A 22,458-nucleotide genomic window follows, 5' to 3' on the forward strand; every position below is an offset into this window, starting at 1 on the left:
TCACGGCGCTTTTCTGTCATGGGCTTTCAGGATCACCCGAACAGCTGCCCGGCGATGCGCAGCCCCGCAATCCAGGTCGCGGCGGCAGAGCCTACGGTGGACAGCAAAAAGACCAGCAGCGTGCGAGCGACCCGGTTGCGCCACCAGCCACGCCAGTGGCTGACGTCGCGGCGCAGGGTGGAGAAATCGCCCACCGTGGGCTTTCGCATATAAAGCTCGACGCCTGCGGTCACAAACCCCACACCAATGGTGGGGTTGAGCGAAGTCAGCGGCGCGGCCACAAGGGCGGCCAGAATGGTCAGCGGATGCCCCAGTGCGATCAGCGCGCCCAGTGCCGATAATGTTGAGTTGATCAGCACCCACTCAAGGACCAGCGACCAGCCCAGTCCGGTATCGCGGCTGAAGCCCACGGCAAAACCGGCCACTACCAGCGCCACGACCAGCCAGGGCAGCAGCTTCCACAGACGCCCGGAAGGCGCCACGGTGTCCAGTGCCTGACGCTCGTCGATGACGGCGGCGTGGGCGGGGGTCTCTCTATCGAGCGTGCGCAGATGTTCGCTCATGCCCTTGAGATGACCGGCGCCGATGACCACCAGTATTCGACGGGATCCGCCTTCCGGCAGTGTCTCGACCAGTCTCAGGGCCATGTAGCGATCACGCTCCTCGACCAGCGGGGTATAGAGCTGGCGGGATTGCTGCGCGAACTCGGCGAAGGTTGATTCCAGCACATCGCCTTCCTTGAGGCGTTCGATCTCTTCGCTGGACACCTTCTGGCGTGACAGTACGCTGCCGACAAGCCCCGACACCAGTGTCATGCGCTTGTACCAGGGCACGTTGCGATACACCCGCTTGAGGGTCACGCCAATGTCGCGATCCACCAGATACAGTGGCAGCTCCAGGGCCTGCGCTTCTTCGACGGCCGCCTTCATGTCGGCGCCCGGCTCGATGCCGGACTGCTCGGCCACGCGCTGCTGAAAGGCGCCAAGGGCCAGGCTTGCGGCGACCATACCGGCCTTGCCCTGGCGCAGCACCTGAAAGAGATCCAGTCGCGCGATGGCATCGGGATCGATCAGGCTCTGATGACGCGACGCACACAGCTCGATGGCTACGGCATCGAATTCGCCCGATCGAATCAGTTCGCGTACCTCATCGGCACTTTCAGGAGAGACGTGGGCCGTGCCCACCAGTGTCAGATGATAATTACCGACATCGAGGGTGGCGCGCGGACCCTGTCCTTGATTGGGCATGGAGACTCACAGGCTGGTGTCAATAAAGCGGCGGCATCAAGGGCCGCCGATACGTGAGGGTTCATTATCGCCAAAGCCCGGGTGAGGAACAAAAAGCGATTCTGAACGGCTCGGGCTGCGAGCGCGACGTCAGAAAAAGCTCAGGCCTACCTGGAAGAGGCGCTCGACCTCCTTGAGGCGGCGCTTGTCGACCACAAACAAAATGACGTGGTCATCGGTCTGAATGGTGATGTCTCGGTGGGCGATCATGACATCGCGCCCGCGCACGATGGCACCGATGCTGACGCCCTCGGGCAGCTTGACCTCGCCGATCGTGCGTCCGACCACGCGGGAGGAGCGCGAGTCACCGTGGGCGATCGCCTCGATCGCCTCGGCAGCACCGCGGCGCAGGGAGTGCACGTTGACGATGTCGCCGCGGCGTACGTGGGTCAAGAGCCCGCCGATGGTGGCCTGCTGCGGTGAGATGGCGATGTCGATCTCGCCGCCCTGGACTAGGTCCACATAGGCCGGGTTGTTGATCAGGGTCAGCACTTTCTTGGCGCCCAAACGTTTGGCCAGCATCGAGGACATCACGTTGACCTCGTCATCGTTGGTCAGCGCGCAGAAGATATCGCACTCCTCGATGTTCTCCTCCAGCAGCAGCCGCTTGCTGGTGGCGCTGCCGTGCAGCACCACGGTGCGCTTTAAATTCTCCGAAAGCTGGGTGCAGCGCTCCAGATTCTGTTCGAGAATCTTGACCTGATAGTCCTGCTCGAGCGTCTCGGCCAGACGCTCGCCGATGTTGCCGCCACCGCCGATCATGACCCGACGAAAGCCTCGATCCACGCGTCTGAGCTCACCCATGACGGTGCGAATGTCCTTGCGCGCGGCAATGAAAAAGACCTCATCATCGGCCTCGATGACGGTGTTGCCGCGCGGCATGATCGGCCGGTTGCGGCGATAGATGGCGGCCACCCGAGTGTCGACATTGGGCATGTGACGGCGCAGAAAGGCCAGCTCCTGACCCACCAGCGGGCCGCCGTAATAGGCCTTGACCGCCACCAGCTGCGCCAGACCATTGGCGAAATCGAGCACCTGCAGGGCACCGGGATATTCAATCAGACGGCGAATGTGATTGGTGACCACCTGTTCGGGACTGATCAGGACATCAATCGGAATGGCGTCCTGTGAAAACAGCCCCTTGCTGGTCAGATACTGGGTCGCACGCACTCGGGCAATCTTGGTCGGCGTACTGAACAGCGTATGCGCCACCTGACAGGCCATCATGTTGACTTCGTCGGAGTTGGTCACGGCAATCAGCATGTCGGCGTCTTCGGCGCCGGCTTCCTTCAGGGTCATCGGATAGGAGCACACACCCTGTACGGTTCGCAGGTCAAGGCGCGTGCTCAGGTCGCGCAGACGAACGCTGTCGACATCCACCACGGTAATGTCGTTGTCTTCATGCGCCAGATGCTCGGCCAGCGTGCCGCCTACCTGGCCGGCGCCCAGAATGATGATTTTCATGACGGTGATCCGAAGGGTGACAGGGCAAGATCAATGGCGGGAATGTTGGCACCAAACGGCGACAAGGGAAAGGGCAGTAGGGGAGGCGGCACAATGGGGAAAATCTGAAAGCGGCAGCCAGAGGCCGGCTGCCGCACAGGCATCACTCGAGGGTGAAGCCGACCTTGAGGCTGACCTGCCAGTGGCCGACAGCACCATCGACGATATGACCGCGGGTCTCGGTGACCTGGAACCACTGCATGTTCTGAATGCTTTCGCTGGCCTTGGTCAGGGCATTTTGAACCGCTTCCTCGATGCTGGTCTCGGAAGAGCCGGTCAGTTCAACGGACTTGTAAACGTGATCGCTCATGGTGTTTTTCCTTTAACGTGGCCCCTGATGGCATCAGGCCTCAGGGGAGTCCATGGAAGCGGTATCGACGATCGCGATACCGCAGTGTTCCAGCCGTCGATACGTGGCGGTGTCGGAGTCAAACGACACCGGACGCGTCAGCGGCCAGAGAAAACGGGTGGTGAAGCCGGCCTCGAGGGCATCCTCGGCGGTCCAGAGCACGCAGACCTCACGTGCCAGCCCACACACGGAGACTTCGGTGACGCCGCGCTCCTCAAGCCAGCCGGCAAGCCCCGTGGACGGGCGAGTGCCTTTCGGGCCCAGGTTGTCACGAAAGGCACTATAGCTGTCCACGCGCGGATCGCTACCCTTGCGAATGATAATGTTCGCCAGTGACCAGTCCAGCCGCGTGTCCAGCACGGCGCCGCTGGTAGCGCGCACGCAGTGATCCGGCCAGAGGGTTTGCGGCTCGCCGTAAAGCTCGATCACCTCGAAGGGCTGATGATGGCCGTGACTGCTGGCAAAGGAGATGTGGCCGGCCGGGTGCCAGTCCTGAGTGGCCACGATATGGCCATACTCACCGCTGGACATGGCCTCCTGAATACCCTCGATGATCTCGTGGCCTCGGGCGCAGGCCAGAGGGCCGCCGGGCATGAAATCACCCTGCATATCCACCACGATCAGCGCTCGCTGGTCGATCGGTGGTCGCGTCCCGGGCATATCGGGTTCGGTGTGTGAGTAGCCACGAGGTGAGTAGGCCATGCGCGCTCGAGTGTCCGGCAATCAGAATGATCTTCAGTATCGAAGGCCCCTGCCCATCTGACAAGCACCGGCATGTGAAAGGTTGTTGCCGGTGCGCATCACAAAGGGGTGTCAGTCGGCGACTTTTTCCAGCAGGGCATAGAAAAAGCCGTCATGACCGTCAGGTGTCGGCATTAGCTGGCGGCCGTCACCAGCACTTTGCCCCCAGTCGGCCGAGATCGGCCGTGTGCGGGCATCCGCGGTACGGGCCAGAAAGGCCGTGATCTGCTCGGCGTTTTCTTCCGGCAGCACCGAGCAAGTAGCGTAGAGCAGCCGGCCGCCGGGGGCCAGACGCTGCCACTGGGCGTCCAGCAGGCGGGCCTGCAGCGCGGTCAGCTCAATGATGTCTTCTTCCCGGCGCAGCGCCTTGATGTCGGGGTGACGACGAATGACGCCGGTGCCCGAGCAGGGGGCGTCCAGCAAAATGCCATCGAAGGGCACACTGTCCCACCACTCATCTTCAGTTGCATCGGTGGCCACCAGCGTGGCCGAGAGCTTCAGGCGTGCCAGCGTCTCGCGGACACGCTCAAGACGGTTGAGGTCGCTGTCCAGAGCAGTCAGCGCACTCTCGGGAGCGCACTCCAGCAGGTGGGCGCTCTTGCCGCCCGGGGCGCTACAGGCATCCAGCAGGCGCAGCGGCGTTGAGTGCGTTTCGAGACCGTCAAGCAGCAGGCCGGCGGCCAGCTGGGCGGCTTCATCCTGGACGCTGACGTCGCCGTTTTGAAAGCCCGGCAGCTGTTCGACATCGCAGGGCGTCTCCAGCGTCAGACCGTCGTTGCTGAAGGCGCATTTTCGGGCGGCAAGGCCGGCGCCTTCCAGCCGTTCGAGCCACGCCTCCCGGGATTGATGGCGGCGATTGACGCGCAGCGTCATCGGGCCGGGCACGTTGTTGGCCGCCGTAATGTCCTGCCACTGTTCCGGCCAGGCTTTCTCGAGCCGATCCAGCAGCCACTGCGGGTGCCAGTGGGCCACCGACGGAGTCTTTTCAACTTCGGCCAAAAGCGTCTCGCGCTCGCGGTCAGCGCGGCGCAGACAGCCGTTGATGACCCGGGTGGCCCACTCCTTCTTCAGTTCGCGGGCGCCGCCGGCCGTTTCTCCCACGGCCGCGTGGGTTGGAATGCGCATGTGATAGAGCTGATACAGACCGATCAGCAGCAGGGCGTGAATGTCCTGATCACGCTGTTTAAACGGTGACTTCAAAAGCCTGGCGGCCACGGCCTCGAGCTGGGGCAGGGCACGACAGACGCCAAAGCACAGCGCTCGATAAAGGCCCTGATCCCTCGGGGCCACCCCTTCGGGTACGTCACTGGTCAGCGCGCCGCGCTGGTTTAGTACCGGCGCCAGTGTCAGGGCCGCATGGGCACGCACGCCCATGGTGCGTTTGGATTTTTGAGTGCGCGGGCGGTTCATTGATCGGCTCCCAGCACCGTCCCGGCCACGAACTGATCGCGCCGGCTGTTGAGAAGTTCATGGGCCGAGAGCATTTTGCCGCCCGGCAGCTGGGCATGAGTGATGTGCAAAACCCCTTCGCCACAGGCCACATGAAGCGCATCCGAGGGACCGTCGAGCAGCTGACCCGGGACGGCCTCGCGCTCACTGCCCTGCGCCACGCGCGCCTCGGCGTGCCACAGGCGCAGCGTGTCGCCACCCAGTGTGGTCCAGGCGACAGGAAAGGGATTGAAGGCTCGAACGCGCTGCGCAAGCACCGTCGCACTCTGGCTGAAATCCAGTCGGGCTTCCGCCTTGCTCAGCTTGGCGGCGTAGGTGACGCCCTCGTCAGGCTGAGGTGTGGCGGTCAGCTGCTGATCACTCATGCGATCAAGGGCTTCGACCAGGGCTCTGGTGCCGATCTCGGCCAGCTGGTCATGCAGCCCGGCGGCCGTGGTGGTGTCCTCGATCGGGAGACGAGCGGTCAGCAGCATGTCGCCGGTATCCAGCCCTTCATCCATGGCCATGATGGTTACCCCGCTTTCAGGATCGCCTGCCTCGATGGCGCGCTGGATCGGTGCGGCACCGCGCCAGCGCGGCAGCAGGGAGGCATGGACGTTAATGGCGCCCATGCGCGGAATGTCGAGGACGGCGCGTGGCAGGATCAGCCCGTAGGCCACCACGACCAGCACATCGATGTCGGCCTCGATCAGCGCTGCGTGGGTCTCCGGCGTTTTCAATCTCTCAGGCTGATGGACGGGCAGACCGTGCTCCAGCGCCAGCGCCTTGACCGGTGACGGGGTCAGGCGACGGCCACGTCCGGCCGGTCGGTCGGGCTGGGTATAGACGCAGACGACGTTGTGAGGGCTGTCGAGCAGGGCACGAAGGTGTTCGGCGGCAAAGTCCGGTGTGCCGGCAAAGGCGATGCGAAGCGGGCTGGGCATGGCGTGGTCCTGAAAGACGTCAGCGCCCCTGAGGGGGGCGCCGATAAAGGTGATGGGTGGTCAGGCGGGCAGTGGCGAAGATGGGATCAGGACGCGGTCTTCTGGCGCTTGAGCATCTTCTTTTTGACCCGGTCGCGCTTGAGCGGAGAGAGGTAGTCGACGAACAGCACCCCTTCGAGATGATCCGCTTCGTGCTGGATACAGTGGGCCAGCAGGCCATCGGCTTCCAGCTCATAGGGCTTGCCGTTGCGATCCTGCGCCTTGAGATGCACCCGCAGGGCGCGCGGCACTTCGGCGTAATACTCCGGAATCGACAGGCAGCCTTCCTGCAGCGGCTCGCGCTCATCGCCCAGCAGGGTCACTTCCGGATTGACCAGCGCCAGCGGCTGATTTTTCTCTTCGCTGACATCCATCACGATCACGCGGCGATGTACATCGACCTGCGTGGCGGCCAGACCGATCCCCGGGGCGTCGTACATGGTTTCAAACATGTCATCGATCAGGCGTCGTACGTCATCGTCGACCTGGTCTACGGGCTGGGCAACGGTGCGCAGGCGATCATCGGGATATTCGAGAATTGTCAGTAGAGCCATGTTCGTATCTGTCGTGGGGTCGCCACCACCAGGCTCCGGGACCACTGGGTCAAGAAAGCCGGGATGACGGCCGTAAATGCATGAATGGATTCACTCCGTATGGTGCCTATTGTAGTGCGCAGGCGTTGGCAACGGAACCGACAGCAGGGCGAAGATGACATGAAACGGCAGGGGATGAGCTTCTCCGGCGGCCGCAACAGGCCTCCAGGGCACTATAGGGCACTGATGAGTGCCATGCTGGCTTTAGCGATGGGCCTGTGCGACGCGGCCAGTGCTGCCCCGCCATATGATCAGGGCGGTGCGGTGACCCTGTCGCCCCGGGTGCGCTTTTTGCCGCTGGAAGCCCAGCATGATCCCGTGGATCTGTCGGCCAGGGTACCGTCGTTGATGAACTATCGCGTGATCGAGGCGGGCACGCCGATGCCGCAGGCCTATGTGGTCAGCGGCAGCGAAGGGCGGCTGATCAGCGGTGCCGGCGATCAGATTGTGGCGCGATACGTACAGGGCCGCCCGGGACAGCGTTTCGGGCTCTACACACCGGGGACGCTTTTAAAGGACGATCAGGGCCGCGTACTGGGACAGGTCATGATTCGTCAGGGCGTGGCGCGGCTTGAACGCCAGGGCGCACCACTTTCCACGCTGACCGTTGAGAAAAGTCCCCGCGAAGTCAGTGCCGGTGCACAGCTCATGGCGCTCGATGACTGGACGCCGCCGAGGCAGCTGGTGCCCTTGACTGCCCCGGCCGGCACTCGGGGACAGATTCTTGATCGGCCCGGTGCCGGGCGTATCGTGGGACTTCGCGACATTGTGGTGATCGATCTGGGGCGTCACCAGGTCACACCCGGCATGCGCCTTCGCGTTCAGGGCGAGCCCGAGGAGGTTTCTGATCCGGTGACCGGCGGGTTGCTGGCACTTGATGGCGGCGTGCTGGGCGAGTTGATGATCGTTCGCACGTTCGAGCAGACCAGTCTGGCGCTGGTGACCCGGGCCGGGTTGCCCATGGCCACGGGTGATCGTGTGGAGGCGACACTGGATGACTGAGATGACCCAGCCTGCGATGTCTCATGAGTGGCTGGCGCTGTCGATGCTGCCCCGTGTGGGTGCGCGGCGTCTTCAGGCCCTTCGACAGGCTGCTCCCGACTGGCCAGAAGGCTGGCTGGCTCGCCTGCCCTCGGAAGCCGCGCAGCTCATGCGCCACTATCTGCAAATGCCCGGGCAGGGACCTCTGCATGCTCGGGTCAATGCTGCGATGGCGTGGCTTGATCAGGGCCCGCAGCATCACCTGCTGACGCCGGACCATCCCGCCTGGCCGGCCATGCTTGAGGAACTGCCTGACCCGCCGCCGGCGCTCTGGGCCTGGGGCGCGCTTGAGGCACTGTCCCTGCCGGCGCTGGCCATCGTGGGGACGCGTCGGCCGACGCGTGAAGGGCAGGACAATGCCTGGCGATTTGCGCGGGGCATGGTTGGGGCCGGCTATAGCGTCATCAGCGGTCTGGCGCTTGGGGTGGATGGCTGCGCCCATCACGGTGCGCTGGAGGCACGCGGTGCGACCGTTGCGGTGCTGGGTTGCGGGGTCGATGTGCTCTACCCGCGAACGCATGCCCGCCTGCGACAGCAACTGCTGGATCAGGGCGGGCTTTTGCTCTCGGAACATCCGCCGGGCACCCGGGCCCATCCACAGCATTTTCCCCGCCGCAATCGAATCATTACCGGCCTGTCGCTGGGCGTGCTGGTGGTCGAGGCGGCCATGGCCAGTGGTTCGCTGGTCAGCGCAAGGCTTGCCATGGAGCAGAACCGGGAAGTGTTTGCCCTGCCGGGTTCGCTGCACAACCCGCAGGCGCGTGGCTGTCTGTGGCTGATTCGTGAAGGTGCCCGGCTGGTGACCTCTCTGGAAGAGATCCTGCAGGAGCTGCCCGAGCGGCAGTGGGGCGTCGCACTGCCAACGTCCGAGGATGAACCCTCCCATGCTTCTGCCCACGAGACGGGCGTATCAAACGCTGCACAGGTCCGGTGCCCGGAAGACCCGCTTTGGCAGTCACTTGAAGAGACGCCCGTGCCGGTTGACGTTCTGATCGAGCGTACGGGCGAGTCGGTCACGACGCTACAGTCGCGTCTGCTCATGCTGGAGCTTGACGGCTGGGCCGCACAGGTCGCCGGTGGCTGGGTACGCAGGCTGGCATGAGATACACTGCCTGTCTGACTGGGGCAAGGGTATTTACGCAGCATGTCTTCACATTTTGACTCTTCTCTCGCCCAGCCGATGCTTGAGGACGCCGCGGCGCATCTGCGCGCCGGTGGCGTTGTCGCGTACCCGACGGAAGCCGTCTGGGGGCTGGGCTGTGATCCCGATAATACCGACGCGCTTGAGCGTCTTCTGGCACTCAAGGTACGCGACCCGGCCAAGGGATTGATTCTGATTGCATCAGGCATCGAGCAGTTCGAGCCCTGGCTTGTCGGGCTCGACGACACCCAGCGTGCTCGGCTGGTGTCCCGCTGGCCCGGCCCGGTGAGCTGGTTGGTGCCGGATAACGGTCGTTCGCACCCATTGGTACGTGGTGCCCATTCAAGCGTTGCCCTGCGGGTCAGCGATCACCCGCTGGTTCGCGCACTGTGCGAGGCCTTCGGCGGGCCGCTGATATCAAGTTCGGCCAACCGGGCCAGCGAAGCGCCCTGCCTGAGTGCCGAAGACATCAGGCAGGTGTTCGACGATCGGGTGTTCGTGGTGGATGGGCCGCTGGGTGGACGAACGCGTCCCAGCGAAATCCGCGATCTGCTGACCAACGACGTGCTGCGCGACTAGCCTTGCCGCCGACTTAAACGTTAGTCATGGCCGGGAACGGCCATGACCCTGCTGGAGAGACATCGTGTCACATGCCTATCTCGAAAGGGTGAAACGCTATCTGCTGGACTTTCAGGATCGGCTTTGTCAGTCGCTGGCCCAGGCCGACGGTCATGCTGATTTTGTGGAAGATGCCTGGACACGCGACGATGGCGGTGGCGGCCGCTCCCGCGTGATCACCGAGGGGGCCGTGTTCGAAAAGGGCGGGGTCAACTTCTCGCACGTCTTCGGGGAAAATCTGCCGCCTTCGGCGTCCGCTGCTCGCCCGGAGCTGGCCGGACGCAGCTTTCACGCCGTCGGCGTCTCCTGGGTCATGCATCCGCGTAATCCGCACCTGCCGACGACACACGGCAACGTGCGCTTTTTTATCGCCGAAAAGGAAGGGGAGGCGCCGGTCTGGTGGTTTGGCGGCGGGATTGATCTGACGCCGTATTATCCGGTGCTCGAAGATGTCATCCACTGGCATCGCACTGCCCGCGAGGCCTGTGCGCCCTTCGGTGATGACGTCTATCCCCGCTGCAAGCGCTGGTGCGACGAGTACTTTTATCTCAAGCATCGCGATGAAACCCGCGGTGTGGGCGGTCTTTTCTTTGATGACATCAACGAAGAGGGCTTCGAGCAGAGCTTTGCCTTCCAGCAGGCCATTGCCGAGGCGTTTGTGCCGGCCTATCTGCCGATTGTCGAAAAACGCCGCGAGACACCCTATGGCGAGCGGGAGCGAGATTTCCAGAACTACCGCCGCGGTCGCTATGTCGAGTTCAACCTGGTCTATGACCGCGGCACACTGTTCGGGCTGCAAAGTGGCGGGCGCACCGAGTCGATTCTGATGTCGATGCCACCGGTGGCCCACTGGGCCTATCAATATCAGCCCGAAGAGGGCTCTCCCGAGGCCGAGCTTTATGCGCACTACCTGCATCCGCGCGAATGGCTCGAGGAGGCTGATCAGCGATGACCGACCTTCCCCTGTACGCCGTGTTTGGCAATCCCATCGCGCATTCGAAATCCCCTCAGATTCATTCAGGCTTTGCCGAGCAGTTACAGGATCCGGTGCGCTATGAAACGCGTCTGGCACCGGTCGATGATTTGTCCGGCCACTGGCATGCTTTCCTGGAGGAAGGCGGGCGTGGAGCCAATGTCACCGTTCCCTTCAAGGAGCAGGCGATCGCGCTGGCGGATCGGTTGAGTGAGCGGGCCAGACAGGCCGGCGCCGTCAATACGCTGGTCGTCAGTGACAGCGGTGAGGTGGTCGGTGATAACACCGATGGCGCCGGATTGCTGCTGGATCTTGAGCGGCTCGGAGCGCCTCTGATCGGTGCGCGTATTCTGATGCTCGGTGCAGGTGGTGCCGTACGCGGCGTGCTCAAGCCCTTGCTTGAAGTCGGGCCGTCGGAGCTTGTGGTGGCCAATCGAACGGTGGAAAAGGCCATCGGGCTTGCCGAGTTGTTCAAGGCATACGGTCAGATTCGTGGCTGTGGGTTCGAAGACATCGAAGGGCGTTTTGATCTGGTCATCAATGCTACCAGCGCCAGTCTATCCGGTGACCTGCCGCCGCTGCCCGAAACGCTTTTCAATGAGCAGGCGCTGGCTTACGACATGATGTATGGCGCAGCGCTCACCGTCTTTCTTGAATGGGCCCATACCCACGGCGTGCGCTGCGCCGATGGGCTGGGCATGCTGGTAGGTCAGGCGGCTGAAGCCTGGTATCAGTGGCGTGGTACGCGCCCTGATACCACGCCGATACTGGAAGCGATGCGGGCCGATCTTCGCTGATCGGCCCGGCCGGCATCAGGAGCTGATACTGCCACAGTTCGGATCATGACCTGCCGCATGTGCCTGCTCGGAGAGTTTGATCGCACTTTGCATGCGGCCTTCAAGGGCCTTGCTACGCTCACCGTCGTTGGGGTGGGTCGAGGCCCAGGTCGGCGGCCCGCCCTTGGAGGCGGCGGACATGTTCTGCCACAGCGCGATGCTGGCCCGCGGATCAAAGCCCGCTCGTGCCATTAAATCCAGACCCAGCAGGTCGGCTTCACTTTCCTGGCGGCGCGAGTAGGGCAGCAGGACCCCGTACTGGGCACCGGCGCCCAGAAGCTGTGCCAGTGCATTGTTACCGGTCACGGACTGCACCACGCCCAGCCCGGTACTGGTCAACGACTGGGTCGAGCTGCGTTCGTTGGCGTGATGGGCCAGCACGTGGGCCATCTCGTGGCCGACTACCGTGGCAATCTGGTCCTGGTTTTTTGCCACGCTCATCAATCCGGTATTGATGACGACGTAGCCACCCGGCAGGGCAAAGGCGTTGGGCTCATCATCCTGATAGACGCCGACGGTCCATTTCGATGGGCCTTCTCCCTCGGGCAACGTGTCGATAATGGCGTTGGCAATACAGCTGACATAGCGACCATCACGGCCGGTGGCCTGCTTGTGGCTCTGGCGATACTCTTCAAAGGCCTTCTGGCCCTGCTGGTCAATCTCGCTGCTGTCAAACAGCGACAGCTGGGAGCGTCCCAGCGGTGAGGTGGTGCAGGCACTCAGGCCAAGACTCAGAGTCAGTGCACCCAGCATGGTCTTGCGCATCATGAACGGCAAAACTCCTGTAAGGATTCGAGGGACCCGACTGGACGCATGCCAAAGGGGCACGTCAGGATAGCGGGATCATGTCACATGACAGCATAACCTGATGCGGAGCCATACATGAATGAGCAGTTGAGCACACGCCTTTTGAATCTGCTGGATCGGCTGGAACCCCTGTTGCCTCCCGAGCAGGCCCCCATCGACTGGTCGCGTGATATTGCCGCAATCTGGCAGCGTCATGCGCTGGGTGGACGTCTGACGCCGGTTCAGCCGCGTGATAGCGTCAGCGTCGATGAGCTGATCGGTATCGAGACCCAGAAAAAGGCGCTGGTGGAGAACACACGAACCTTTCTGCGCGGGCGCCCGGCCAATCATGCGCTGCTGTGGGGCGCACGAGGGACCGGCAAATCGTCGCTGATCCGGGCACTGATCAATGATTTGGCAGACGAAGGGCTGCGCCTGATTCAGGTCGACCGTCATGATCTGGTCGGGCTGCCGGCCCTGGTACAGACGCTCAAGGGCAGTGATTATCGCTTTGTCGTCTACTGTGACGATCTCTCCTTTGAAGGCAGCGATGACGCCTACAAGGCGCTCAAGAGCGTACTGGATGGCACCCTGACCGGCCCGCCGGACAACGTGTTGCTCTATGCCACCTCCAATCGGCGCCACCTGTTGCCGGAAAGCATGGCCGACAACAACGACACGCAGGTCGTGGGCGGTGAGATCCATCACGGCGACGCCGTTGAGGAAAAGATTTCGCTATCGGATCGTTTCGGGTTGTGGCTGTCATTCTATCCCTTCGACCAGGACACCTATCTGAGAACCTGCGCGCACTGGGTAGCGCACCTGGGTGGGCAGTTTGATGAGGCGGCCGAGGCCGAGGCACGTCGGTTTGCGCTGGCCCGTGGTGTGCGCAGTGGTCGTGCAGCGTGGCAGTTTGCCATCAGCTGGACCGGGCGCGAATCCCTCGTTGCCAATGACACGCCCGGCTAAATCCGGGCTGAAAGCCTCGGGTACTAACGTCGTTGATGCGGTAATCGATGCCATACTCGGTTTTCAATCACAGGGAGTGACACAATGAAAACAATGACAGCAGCGATGATGGTTCTGCTGATGGGCATGACCACGGCACCGGTCATGGCGGATTCGGCTGAGCAGCACAATGGCGCGCAGAGTGCCTCGACTCAGGGCGAGCGCCTCTCCGGTAGTGCCATTCGAGACAGGGTGATGGGCCATCGCGTGACTGGTGCCATGGCAGACGGCAGCCAATACAGCGAGGCCTACCGGGTCGATGGCACCATTGAAGGTGAAGATTACACCGGTCAGTCCACGATCAAGGGCGATCAAATGTGTCTTGATTACGGCAGCGGTGACACAACCTGCTATCAGATCCGCATGCTGGATGATCAGAACATCGAATGGCTTCTTGATGGCGAGGTGGTCGGTGAGGGGACCATCAGCGCCATCGAATGAGTCTGACCTGAGCACGAACATCAAGACCGGCGCCTGCGCGCCGGTTTTTTCATGCGCCGGAGGCTTCGGGGCGTTCTGAAGCTGGAGGGGCTGGCAATGGCTCGGAGGCTGGCGTCGGGGCGTCCCGGGGCATTGGGTCCGAAGATGTTGGCAGCCCGGGTGCACTGTGCTGCTCCGAGGGGCCCGAAATATCCAGCGTGATGGTCGGTGCCGGTATCAACCGGGCCATGTCGCTGTCCAGTCGCGGCGTCAATGACAGGGTACTGCCGGGGGGAAGCTGCTCGCGGTGGGCCAGTTGCTGTGCCAGCGCCAGAAGCTTTTGATTATAGGTGGTGCCTTCCCGTTCGGTCGTTGCCGGGAAAAGGTTCACCGGCAGGCGTAGCGTCGCCGGCTCGCCGCCGCGAAGGGCAACAGCGGCATCCACGTCGCCGCTGGCCGGCTCAGCGCCCGGGACCACCAGTTGCCAGGCATAACCGGCCAGGTCGATATCGGGCGCGCCGTCCGGTGGCGTCAGCGACAGGGGCAGCTCCAGGCTGACCGGCATGCCGGCCATATCAAGTCCTGCCCGGGCCAGTGCCATGGGTTCCAGCGTCAGGGCATCGACAGGCACCGCCCAGCGACCAATGCGAACGTTTTCCACGCCCATCGACTCAAGCGCCAGCCGCCCCAGCATGAAGCTGGCCTGCGGCAGTGCCAAGCAGCCGGCCAATGACAACGTGGCCGCCATCAGCAGTGCCGGGCGATATCGATACTTCCCCAGTCTCATCATGAACTCCCATCACGAAGGCGTTGAATGAACGCTTCCTGATGCAAGTCTGACCTAGATCGAGCGCGATGTCATACCAGGTCATCACGAAAAAGGACTGACAGCCTTTAGCGCCGGTTCTTGCGAGCTTCCTTGGTGCGCGCAAGCTGACGGGCCTTGGCCTTTTCCCGGTCGCTGTCGCCGCTGTTCTTGTCGTAGGGATTATCGCCCGAGCGGAATTCAAACCGGATGGGGGTGCCCTTGACCTTGAGCACCTTGCGGAAGGTGTTGATCAAAAAGCGCTTGTAGGCATCGGGCAGGGCATTGGTCTGATTGCCGTGCACCACGATCAGCGGCGGATTGGCGCCCCCCTGATGCGCCATGCGCAGCTTGATGCGACGACCGTTGACCAGCGGTGGCTGATGCTCGCTGACCGCATCCTGCAAAAGCGTTGTCAGACGGTTGGTGGACCAGCGCGCCGTGGCAGAGGCAAAGGCGCGCTCGATGGAAGGGTAGAGATCTCCCACCGCCGTACCGTGAAGCGCCGAGATGAAGTGCAGGTCGGCGTAGTCGGCAAAGCCCAGGCGCCGTTTGATGTCGGCGCGCATCTTCTCACGAGCTTCCTGTTCGAGACCGTCCCATTTGTTGACCGCCAGCACCAGCGCACGCCCGGTGGTCAGGACGTAATCCAGCAGGTGCAGGTCCTGCTCGACCAGACCGGTACGGGCATCAAGCACCACGATGGCGACGTTGCACTCCTTGATGGCATCCAGCGTCTTGATGATCGAAAACTTTTCGGCGGCAAGGCTGATATTCTTGCGGCGACGCACGCCGGCCGTGTCGATCAGTACGTAAGGCTGGCCGCGGCGCTCGAAGGGAATTTCGATGGCATCACGGGTGGTGCCGGCCTCATCGAAGACCACCACACGCTCCTCGCCCAGAAGCCGGTTGACCAGGGTGGACTTGCCCACGTTGGGACGTCCGACCACGCCGATACGAATGCCGTTGGCGATCAGGTCCGGGTGCGTCTCCTCACTGACCTCGGGGAAGGGCTCGAGCACATGCTCGATCAGGGTTGTGACGTTACGTCCGTGAGCGGCGGCGATCGCATGCGGATCTCCCAGACCCAGCGCCCAGAAGTCAGCCGTGGCAATCTCTTCCTGAAGGCCATCGCTTTTGTTGACCACAAGCCAGGTCTTTTTCTGGTTGATGCGCAGATGGTTGGCGATGGCCTCATCGGCCGGCATGACCCCTGCGCGAGCATCGACCATGAAAAAGACGATGTCGGCTTCATCGATGGCCAGCAACGACTGCTCCGCCATGGCCGCATCGATGCCCATCTCGTCACCGCTGATACCGCCGGTATCAATGACCGTGTAGGGCTTGTCGCCCAGCTGGCCGTTGCCATAATGGCGATCTCGGGTCAGACCGGGGAAGTCTGCGACGATGGCATCACGCGAGCGCGTCAGCCGATTGAATAGCGTGGATTTGCCGACATTGGGTCGGCCGACAAGTGCGATAACGGGATTCATGAGGGTCCTGCACAATAGAGGGAGCGGGCTGTCGGCTTAATGGGGGACAGCGCGGATACCGTCCGTCCTGATCGGGCCATTCTAACCCGAAAGACGTCGGTATTCGAAATGTGTAAAACGCCCGGTCAGGATGGGAGATAAACGAACGGGCCTTCCGGTTGAGCACCGCAAGACCCGTCATGACGATATGGTCAGCAACGTCTTATGACGCCTTGCCTATATCCTTGAGGGCATAGCCGATCAATTCCCCGTCATTGGTCAGCACGAAGACATGCTCGCCATCGGTCAGCGGGGTGATGCTGATGCCATCACCACCGGGATGCGCACGACCTTCCTGCTCTCCGCTCTGGGCATCGATCACGTGCAGATAGCCCTGATAGTCGCCGACCACCAGCTTGTTATTGACAAATACCGGCGCGCTCAGCGAGCGGCCTTCCAGCGCGTCCTGATCCCAGATGACACGACCGTTGTTGGCATCAATCGCCATGATATGGCTGTCGGCGGTAACGGTGAAGAGATAGTCCCCCACCAGCACCGGGGTGTGATAGCTGGACTGTTCCCGATCCCAGAGGGGCTGGCCATTGCGTGCATCGAGTGCCATGACACGGCCGTTGTAGCTGGTCACGAACAGTCGGCCGTCCCGGGTCAGCACCGGCTGGCCATCAAGGTCCACCAGCTGCTCGACTTCGGTACGTCCCTGCGGCACGGCAACACGCAGATCCCACAGCTGTTGGCCACTGCGATTGTCAAACGCAGCCAGACGACCGTTAGCAAAACCGGCAAAGGAGACCGGGTCAATGGTCCTTGGTGCGCCAGTGCCTCGCAGGGTCAGCGCCGGCTGCGATGAGGCATATAGCCACTGCTCGTCACCGGTAAAGCGATCCAGCGCCGTCAGCGTACCATCTACGCTTTGTACCACCACCTGGCCGCTATTGAGCTGGGGAGCAGCGATGACTTCACTGGAAACCCGTGAGTGCCAGACGATGTCACCGTTGTCCTCACTGAAGACGATGACTTCGCCGTTGCGCGTGCCGGCAAAAAGCTGGCCGCTGTCTGCCGTCAGGCCGCTGGAAATGGGGATCTCCAGACGCTTTTCCCATTTGATCTGACCGTTGTTGCGGTTGATGGCCTTGAGGTTGCCTTCGGCATCGCTGGCGTAGATCGTATCGCCTGAAATGGCCGGGGTGATCGGGTAGCGTGCTCGGGTCAGCGAACCGATACCATCCGACCACATGCCTTCGACCTTGACGGTCTGATCGATACTGGTGAGTTCGCGTGGCTGTGTGCCGGTCTGAACGTTGCCGGAACAGCCGGCCAGGACCACCAGTGAAGTGGCACACAGCAGAGCGCCCAGAGGTTTTGCCATCAGCGCCACGCGCTTGAGACCCGAAGGTGGAAAAGAGTCGTTTTCAAGCGTGCTCATGAGGCCTCCTGAGGCGCCAGATCATCGAGTTTGAGTTGTATCCCGGAGAGCTCCTGATCGTGCTCGCGAGCCAGATCGACGGCATTTTGCCAGGCACTACGCGCCTCATCGGTATTGCCCAGTGCCAGTTCGATATCGCCCCGAATGTCGGCACCGCGCGCGCTCATGGCCTCGGGCAGCTGAAGACTCTCGAGCGTGCCAAGCGCCTGTTCGGCATTGTCCTGACCCAGCTGTACACGCGCCAGTTCGAGACCGGCCAGCGCCTGAATCTCGCCGCGATCAGTATTTTTTCGAACTTCGCTCAGGGCGCGCTCGGCGGCGGGCAGATCGTTGGCATCCACTGCCAGACGCGCCTGGATCATGCCAGCCAGGTCGGCATACAGGGTGTCGCCGTGCTGATCGCGAATGGCGTCGATAATGCTCTGTGCGGCCTGCCGGCCGCTGTCATCCAGGCTGTCCTGTGAGGTCAGCTGAATCAGCTGCTGGTACTGAAGCGAGGCGGCTTCGGACTGAGCCTGCTGGTGATCCTGCCACCAGTGCCAGGCAAAAAGACCCACGGCGGCAATGATGATGCCGCCCAGAATCGGCTTGGCGTAGTTGTGCCAGAGTCGTTTGGCAGCTGCCAGCTGATCGTCTTCCTCGTGAATATTCAACTGATCCGCCACGTGCGGCACTCCTGTAGATTCGGTCTCATAACAGTCTCTGCCCGGGTAGTCGAAAAGCCGTCAGGCTCGGGTCGCAAGGCCGCTGTCGGCCGGACGCTCTTCCATCCAGCGTGCAAGCCGGTCAATCAGTGCGTCGATGACCATCTGCTGCTGAGGCTCTTCACCCCGCAGGTCCTTGAGCGTCACCGTACCGGCCGCCAGCTCATCCTCTCCGAGCATGACAGCGAAGCGGGCGCGGCTCTTGTCGGCCTTTTTGAGCTGACTCTTGAAGCTGCCGCCACCGCAGTGTACCTGTGCACGAATCATGGGCAAGCGGCTACGCAGGGTTTCGCCCAGCACCAGCAGCTGGGTATCAACGCCTTCGCCCTGGCCCATCAGGTAGACATCCAGAATGTCCTCGGCTGCCTCTGGCACCAGTTCCAGCGTTTCCAGCAACAGGATCAGGCGCTCAACGCCCATGGCGAAGCCCACGGCCGGAGTGGCCTTGCCCCCCAGTTGCTCGACCAGGCCGTCATAGCGCCCGCCGGCACAGACGGTGCCCTGACTGCCCAGCGCCGTCGTGGTCCATTCAAAGACCGTACGGCTGTAGTAGTCCATGCCACGGACCAGACGCGTGTTGATGACGTACTGGATGCCCAGAGCATCAAGTTTTTGTTTGATCGCGTCAAAATGCTCGACCGAAGCCTCATCAAGATGATCGATGAGTTTCGGGGCGGCCTCGATCATGGCCTGCATGTCCGGGTTCTTGCTGTCGAGAATGCGCAGCGGGTTGCTGTTCAGACGACGGTGAGAATCCTCATCAAGCTGGTCGAGGTGCTCGTTGAAGTAGTCGACCAGTCTGGCGCGGTAGGCATGACGCGCTTCAAGCGAGCCCAGCGAGTTGATCTCGAGCTGGACATGATCGATCAGGCCTAGGGCCCGCCAGAGCCGGGCAGACAGGGCGATCACTTCGGCATCGATGTCCGGCCCTTCAAGCCCGAGAACTTCCACGCCCACCTGATGGAACTGGCGGTAGCGGCCCTTCTGGGGGCGCTCGTGGCGAAACATCGGGCCGGCGTACCAGAGCCTGTGGGTCTGATTGTGAAGCAGTCCGTTTTCGATGGCGGCACGCACCACCGATGCGGTGCCTTCCGGTCGCAGGGAGAGGCTGTCACCGTTGCGATCGTCAAAGGTATACATCTCCTTTTCGACGATATCGGTGACTTCCCCGATGGAACGCTTGAAAAGCGCCGTCTGCTCGAGCACCGGGGTACGCATTTCCAGATAGCCGTACTGTGCCATGAGCTGGCGGACGTGCTGTTCGAAATACTGCCAGAGCGGTGAACGCTCGGGCAGCAGGTCATTCATGCCTCGGATGGCCTGTAATTTACTGGACATTGATGTTTTATCGCTGCATTTCAAAAAGGGGCCCGGGCTTTATGCGCGGGTGATGACATCTTTTTCTTCGGCTTCCTTGCGCGCCACGCGTTCCCGAATCAGTTTTTCGAGATCATCCACAAGGTGGTCGTTGCGCAGCTTCTGGGCCGGTTTGCCGTCGATGTAAATCAGATTGGCCGGGCTACCACCGGTCAGGCCGATATCGGTTTCCTTGGCCTCGCCGGGACCATTGACCACACAGCCAATGACCGAGACGTTCAGCGGCGTCATGATGTCTTCCAGGCGCTCTTCAAGCTGATTCATGGTGCCGATGACATCAAAGTTCTGGCGCGAACAGCTCGGGCAGGCAATGAAGTTGATGCCGCGCGAGCGCAGTTTCAGGCTCTTGAGGATGTCGTAACCGACCTTGATCTCCTCGACCGGGTCAGCGGCCAGCGAAATGCGCAGTGTGTCACCGATGCCATCCATCAACAGCGCCCCCAGACCGATCGAGGACTTGACCGTGCCACCGCGCAAGCCGCCGGCTTCAGTGATGCCCAGATGCAGGGGCTGATCAATCTGGGTGGCAATCTGGCGATAGGCATCAACGGCCATGAAGACATCGCTGGCCTTGAGCGAAATCTTGTATTCCTGGAAGTCCAGACGATCGAGATAATCGATGTGACGCATGGCCGATTCGACCAGCGCCGCCGGAGTCGGCTCGCCATATTTTTTCTGCAGGTCCTTTTCAAGCGAGCCTGCATTGACGCCGATGCGGATCGGAATGCCATTGTCCCGGGCGGCCTGAACCACGGCATGCACGCGATCTTCGCGGCCAATATTGCCGGGGTTGATGCGCAGACAGTCCGCGCCCAGCTCGGCCACGCGCAGGGCGATGCGATAGTCAAAATGGATGTCGGTGACCAGCGGCACGGAAGTGCGCTGCTTGATCTTGCCGAACGCCTCGGCGCAATCCATATCCGGTACGGAGACGCGCACGATATCGCCGCCGGCGGCAGCAATACGCTCGATCTGTTCGACCGTGGCGTCGACGTCGAGCGTATTGGTATTGGTCATGCTCTGTACGGAGATGGGCGCATCGCCACCCACGGGCACATTGCCGACGTGGATCTGACGCGATTTGCGACGCACGATCGGGGACTGGCTAATCATGATAAATCACTCCCCCAGGGTAAAGCGGGCAACGTTGCTGCTGCCGGCGTGTTGGGACATGTCAACGCGTTCGCCTCTGTAATCAATGGTGACCTGATTGGCATTACCTACCGTCAGGCGAAAGGGTGGCACGCCTTCGATCGTGGCGGTGGTGCCACCTTGCTGCAGTCCGCGCAGGACGGTGGTGCCGTTGGCATCACGGACATCGACCCACGACTCACCGCCAAAGTTCATCTTCACGCTGCGGCCGCTGGCGATCGGATCGGATGGCGTGTCCTCGTCACCGGCGGTGTCCACCAGCCCGCCGGTGGCACCGTTACGGCCTTCAGGGGTGTCGACCTGAAGACTGCCCGGCTCGGGAATGCCTTCATCGACACCTTCGGCGACCTGAGCCGCCAGTGCCGTATCGACCGGTGCGCCGTCGATCATGTTACTCGAGCCGCTGGTCGATGTGTTATCCACAGCGGGTTGCGCTTCAGGTGCCGGGGGAAGGCCGGGATCATTGGTGCCGTCCTGCGGGATGTTCTCCTGTTCGAGCATGGCGGTGTCATCGCCATAACCCGGTGCGCTTTCACGCCCCTCCCACCATAGCAGGGTCATGACCGCCAGAATAACCACGACCGCGACAGTGACCACCCTGAAGGCAATGGTGCCTGTACGAGAGGGGGGCTTGATGCTGCTGATGGGCGCCACACGCCGTTCATCCAGATCATTTCGGCCATGGACGCGATCATAGGCTGCCACAATCATGCGATCATCGAGCCCCAGCAGACGGGCGTAGGCCCGCAGATAGCCGCGCCGATAGGTGGGTATCGGGACCTGCTCAAAGTTGTCACGTTCCATGTCAGCGACCAGAGACGGACGCAGATTCAGCTGTTCAGCGGCATCTTCCAGATGCAGGCGCTGACGTTCGCGTTCTTCGCGCAGCATTTCACCGGCACCCGGCTCTCCGGCGGGAGAGGCATGCTGTTCGCTCATGCAGAAGATTCCTTGTTCGGTCGTGGCACGAAATGATCCTTTTCCGGCGTCTGACGCAGGCACGCCTTATCCATCATGTGACGCTCCGCCAGAAAGCCTTTGAGAGAGCTGGAAGCTCTCATCGGTGTGGCCGGCAAGCTGAACATAGTGGTCGAGGGCGGCGCGAGCGGCGTCATACCGCTGCTGTTGATATTGTATTTCGGCTATTCCCAGCCATGCGCGTGGCAGGCGCTCCTCCAGCTGCAGGGCACGCTGATAGGCGGCCAGCGCAGCGGCGCTATCGCCCTGGCGTCGGCGACACTGGCCCAGATTGGCAAACAGTTGGGCGCGACGCTCATAAAGCAGATCCGTGGTGGCCTGTTCGAGCTGTTCGCAGGCCTGTGGAATCCTGTTCTGACTGAACAGGAAAGCCGCGTAATTATTGCGCGCCTGTGTAAACGGGGTGCGCGCGCTCAGGGCACGCTGGAAATATTGGTCGGCACTGGCAGTTTCACCTTGACGCTGATAGATCAGGGCCAGGCCCTGAAGGGCCTCGGGGTCGTTGGCAGAAAGGTCGATGGCGCGAACAAAGGCCTGTTGGGCCCGCTCGAGATCATCCCGCTGCAGATAGGCCATGCCCAGCCGGGTATAGGCTGTGGTGGGAGATTCATCGGAGGATGCTGTTTCACGGCTGTGGCTGGCACAGCCTGAAAGCGCCGTGACGGTCAGTAGCAGCGCCGTCACGATCAGCGATGTCTTGAGGGTGCAGCGCAAATGACTCATCGACTTCCTGATGTGATGAACATGTCCGAGTCTGTCCAATATTAGCGAAATCGTTGACCATCAAAGCGCTGCCACCCCACCAAGTCAAGTCGATAAC

23 protein-coding genes are annotated in these 22,458 nt (G+C 62.0%); 7 read left to right on the top strand and 16 right to left on the bottom strand.

Features of this window, described 5'->3' with window-relative positions:
• Positions 1–32: 32 nt before the first annotated feature.
• The 7 genes from B9G99_RS09880 to def all read right to left on the bottom strand — a co-directional run bounded on the left by B9G99_RS09880 (position 33) and on the right by def (position 6,844).
• Complete coding sequence (locus B9G99_RS09880; RefSeq protein ID WP_086622031.1) at positions 33–1,247, bottom strand: TraB/GumN family protein; 1,215 nt, start codon at positions 1,245–1,247, stop codon at positions 33–35.
• Between the two features lie 129 nt (positions 1,248–1,376).
• The gene (gene trkA / locus B9G99_RS09885; protein WP_257789371.1) at positions 1,377–2,759 is read right to left on the bottom strand and encodes a Trk system potassium transporter TrkA; all 1,383 of its coding nucleotides are present in this window, start codon (positions 2,757–2,759) and stop codon (positions 1,377–1,379) included.
• A gap of 133 nt (positions 2,760–2,892) precedes the next feature.
• Positions 2,893–3,099 carry a dodecin gene (locus B9G99_RS09890; RefSeq protein WP_086622033.1) on the bottom strand — a complete coding sequence of 69 codons (207 nt, stop codon included), beginning with the start codon at positions 3,097–3,099 and terminating at the stop codon, positions 2,893–2,895.
• 33 nt (positions 3,100–3,132) lie between these two features.
• The gene (locus tag B9G99_RS09895) at positions 3,133–3,840 is read right to left on the bottom strand and encodes a nicotinamidase (RefSeq protein WP_227875775.1); all 708 of its coding nucleotides are present in this window, start codon (positions 3,838–3,840) and stop codon (positions 3,133–3,135) included.
• A gap of 111 nt (positions 3,841–3,951) precedes the next feature.
• Positions 3,952–5,289, bottom strand: coding sequence for a 16S rRNA (cytosine(967)-C(5))-methyltransferase RsmB (rsmB, locus tag B9G99_RS09900; protein WP_086622035.1), 1,338 nt, complete (start codon positions 5,287–5,289; stop codon positions 3,952–3,954).
• Positions 5,286–6,251, bottom strand: a complete 966-nt coding sequence (gene fmt / locus B9G99_RS09905) for a methionyl-tRNA formyltransferase (RefSeq protein ID WP_086622036.1) — start codon at positions 6,249–6,251, stop codon at positions 5,286–5,288. Before fmt ends, rsmB begins: the two co-directional genes overlap by 4 nt.
• An 86-nt stretch (positions 6,252–6,337) precedes the next feature.
• Positions 6,338–6,844: a peptide deformylase gene (def, locus tag B9G99_RS09910; protein ID WP_086622037.1), complete on the bottom strand. Its 507-nt coding sequence runs from the start codon at positions 6,842–6,844 to the stop codon at positions 6,338–6,340.
• A gap of 234 nt (positions 6,845–7,078) precedes the next feature.
• Between def and B9G99_RS09915 the strand changes: the two genes are divergently transcribed.
• From B9G99_RS09915 to aroE, 5 genes are all read left to right on the top strand, one after another.
• Complete coding sequence (locus B9G99_RS09915) at positions 7,079–7,885, top strand: hypothetical protein (RefSeq protein WP_158521483.1); 807 nt, start codon at positions 7,079–7,081, stop codon at positions 7,883–7,885.
• Between the two features lies 1 nt (position 7,886).
• Positions 7,887–9,026, top strand: a complete 1,140-nt coding sequence (gene dprA / locus B9G99_RS09920; RefSeq protein WP_227875776.1) for a DNA-processing protein DprA — start codon at positions 7,887–7,889, stop codon at positions 9,024–9,026.
• 42 nt (positions 9,027–9,068) lie between these two features.
• Positions 9,069–9,644, top strand: coding sequence for an L-threonylcarbamoyladenylate synthase type 1 TsaC (gene tsaC, locus B9G99_RS09925; RefSeq protein ID WP_227875777.1), 576 nt, complete (start codon positions 9,069–9,071; stop codon positions 9,642–9,644).
• Between the two features lie 64 nt (positions 9,645–9,708).
• Complete coding sequence (gene hemF, locus B9G99_RS09930) at positions 9,709–10,635, top strand: oxygen-dependent coproporphyrinogen oxidase (protein ID WP_086622039.1); 927 nt, start codon at positions 9,709–9,711, stop codon at positions 10,633–10,635.
• Positions 10,632–11,453 (top strand): shikimate dehydrogenase, encoded by an 822-nt coding sequence (gene aroE, locus B9G99_RS09935; protein WP_086622040.1) that lies wholly within the window; start codon positions 10,632–10,634, stop codon positions 11,451–11,453. Before hemF ends, aroE begins: the two co-directional genes overlap by 4 nt.
• A gap of 15 nt (positions 11,454–11,468) precedes the next feature.
• Here the strand turns inward: aroE and B9G99_RS09940 are convergent, their stop codons facing one another.
• Positions 11,469–12,260 (bottom strand): M48 family metallopeptidase, encoded by a 792-nt coding sequence (locus B9G99_RS09940; RefSeq protein WP_086622041.1) that lies wholly within the window; start codon positions 12,258–12,260, stop codon positions 11,469–11,471.
• Between the two features lie 114 nt (positions 12,261–12,374).
• Between B9G99_RS09940 and B9G99_RS09945 the strand changes: the two genes are divergently transcribed.
• The gene (locus B9G99_RS09945; RefSeq protein ID WP_086622042.1) at positions 12,375–13,247 is read left to right on the top strand and encodes an ATP-binding protein; all 873 of its coding nucleotides are present in this window, start codon (positions 12,375–12,377) and stop codon (positions 13,245–13,247) included.
• Positions 13,248–13,331: 84 nt separating this feature from the next.
• The gene (locus B9G99_RS09950; protein ID WP_148663942.1) at positions 13,332–13,727 is read left to right on the top strand and encodes a hypothetical protein; all 396 of its coding nucleotides are present in this window, start codon (positions 13,332–13,334) and stop codon (positions 13,725–13,727) included.
• A 49-nt stretch (positions 13,728–13,776) separates the two neighbouring features.
• Here the strand turns inward: B9G99_RS09950 and B9G99_RS09955 are convergent, their stop codons facing one another.
• The 8 genes from B9G99_RS09955 to pilW all read right to left on the bottom strand — a co-directional run bounded on the left by B9G99_RS09955 (position 13,777) and on the right by pilW (position 22,361).
• A complete protein-coding gene (locus B9G99_RS09955) occupies positions 13,777–14,496 on the bottom strand; it encodes a hypothetical protein (protein ID WP_086622044.1) in 720 nt (239 codons plus the stop codon).
• 104 nt (positions 14,497–14,600) lie between these two features.
• Positions 14,601–16,004: a ribosome biogenesis GTPase Der gene (gene der / locus B9G99_RS09960; protein ID WP_086622045.1), complete on the bottom strand. Its 1,404-nt coding sequence runs from the start codon at positions 16,002–16,004 to the stop codon at positions 14,601–14,603.
• A gap of 202 nt (positions 16,005–16,206) precedes the next feature.
• Complete coding sequence (bamB, locus tag B9G99_RS09965; protein ID WP_335617603.1) at positions 16,207–17,427, bottom strand: outer membrane protein assembly factor BamB; 1,221 nt, start codon at positions 17,425–17,427, stop codon at positions 16,207–16,209.
• On the bottom strand, positions 17,424–18,092 hold the full coding sequence (locus B9G99_RS09970) for a YfgM family protein (RefSeq protein ID WP_158521484.1): 669 nt from the start codon (positions 18,090–18,092) through the stop codon (positions 17,424–17,426). Before B9G99_RS09970 ends, bamB begins: the two co-directional genes overlap by 4 nt.
• Before the next feature lie 60 nt (positions 18,093–18,152).
• The gene (hisS, locus tag B9G99_RS09975; protein WP_086622047.1) at positions 18,153–19,469 is read right to left on the bottom strand and encodes a histidine--tRNA ligase; all 1,317 of its coding nucleotides are present in this window, start codon (positions 19,467–19,469) and stop codon (positions 18,153–18,155) included.
• Between the two features lie 39 nt (positions 19,470–19,508).
• A complete protein-coding gene (gene ispG, locus B9G99_RS09980) occupies positions 19,509–20,621 on the bottom strand; it encodes a flavodoxin-dependent (E)-4-hydroxy-3-methylbut-2-enyl-diphosphate synthase (RefSeq protein ID WP_086622048.1) in 1,113 nt (370 codons plus the stop codon).
• Between the two features lie 6 nt (positions 20,622–20,627).
• Positions 20,628–21,599, bottom strand: a complete 972-nt coding sequence (locus tag B9G99_RS09985) for a RodZ domain-containing protein (protein ID WP_086622049.1) — start codon at positions 21,597–21,599, stop codon at positions 20,628–20,630.
• 66 nt (positions 21,600–21,665) lie between these two features.
• The gene (gene pilW, locus B9G99_RS09990; protein ID WP_086622050.1) at positions 21,666–22,361 is read right to left on the bottom strand and encodes a type IV pilus biogenesis/stability protein PilW; all 696 of its coding nucleotides are present in this window, start codon (positions 22,359–22,361) and stop codon (positions 21,666–21,668) included.
• Between the last annotated feature and the right edge of the window lie 97 nt (positions 22,362–22,458).

The sequence above is a fragment of the Kushneria konosiri genome (assembly GCF_002155145.1).
In the GTDB taxonomy this organism is placed as follows: Bacteria; Pseudomonadota; Gammaproteobacteria; order Pseudomonadales; family Halomonadaceae; genus Kushneria; species Kushneria konosiri.

Coding starts and splice junctions, on each gene's coding strand:
- hisS (WP_086622047.1), bottom strand. CDS start 19,469: ATGTCCAGTAAATTACAGGCCATCCGAGGCATGAATGACCTGCTGCCC.
- dprA (WP_227875776.1), top strand. CDS start 7,887: ATGACCCAGCCTGCGATGTCTCATGAGTGGCTGGCGCTGTCGATGCTG.
- tsaC (WP_227875777.1), top strand. CDS start 9,069: ATGTCTTCACATTTTGACTCTTCTCTCGCCCAGCCGATGCTTGAGGAC.
- der (WP_086622045.1), bottom strand. CDS start 16,004: ATGAATCCCGTTATCGCACTTGTCGGCCGACCCAATGTCGGCAAATCC.
- fmt (WP_086622036.1), bottom strand. CDS start 6,251: ATGCCCAGCCCGCTTCGCATCGCCTTTGCCGGCACACCGGACTTTGCC.
- B9G99_RS09880 (WP_086622031.1), bottom strand. CDS start 1,247: ATGCCCAATCAAGGACAGGGTCCGCGCGCCACCCTCGATGTCGGTAAT.
- pilW (WP_086622050.1), bottom strand. CDS start 22,361: ATGAGTCATTTGCGCTGCACCCTCAAGACATCGCTGATCGTGACGGCG.
- B9G99_RS09950 (WP_148663942.1), top strand. CDS start 13,332: ATGAAAACAATGACAGCAGCGATGATGGTTCTGCTGATGGGCATGACC.
- B9G99_RS09890 (WP_086622033.1), bottom strand. CDS start 3,099: ATGAGCGATCACGTTTACAAGTCCGTTGAACTGACCGGCTCTTCCGAG.
- B9G99_RS09955 (WP_086622044.1), bottom strand. CDS start 14,496: ATGATGAGACTGGGGAAGTATCGATATCGCCCGGCACTGCTGATGGCG.
- B9G99_RS09915 (WP_158521483.1), top strand. CDS start 7,079: ATGCTGGCTTTAGCGATGGGCCTGTGCGACGCGGCCAGTGCTGCCCCG.
- rsmB (WP_086622035.1), bottom strand. CDS start 5,289: ATGAACCGCCCGCGCACTCAAAAATCCAAACGCACCATGGGCGTGCGT.
- ispG (WP_086622048.1), bottom strand. CDS start 20,621: ATGATTAGCCAGTCCCCGATCGTGCGTCGCAAATCGCGTCAGATCCAC.
- def (WP_086622037.1), bottom strand. CDS start 6,844: ATGGCTCTACTGACAATTCTCGAATATCCCGATGATCGCCTGCGCACC.
- B9G99_RS09985 (WP_086622049.1), bottom strand. CDS start 21,599: ATGAGCGAACAGCATGCCTCTCCCGCCGGAGAGCCGGGTGCCGGTGAA.
- B9G99_RS09945 (WP_086622042.1), top strand. CDS start 12,375: ATGAATGAGCAGTTGAGCACACGCCTTTTGAATCTGCTGGATCGGCTG.
- B9G99_RS09895 (WP_227875775.1), bottom strand. CDS start 3,840: ATGGCCTACTCACCTCGTGGCTACTCACACACCGAACCCGATATGCCC.
- aroE (WP_086622040.1), top strand. CDS start 10,632: ATGACCGACCTTCCCCTGTACGCCGTGTTTGGCAATCCCATCGCGCAT.
- bamB (WP_335617603.1), bottom strand. CDS start 17,427: ATGAGCACGCTTGAAAACGACTCTTTTCCACCTTCGGGTCTCAAGCGC.
- B9G99_RS09940 (WP_086622041.1), bottom strand. CDS start 12,260: ATGATGCGCAAGACCATGCTGGGTGCACTGACTCTGAGTCTTGGCCTG.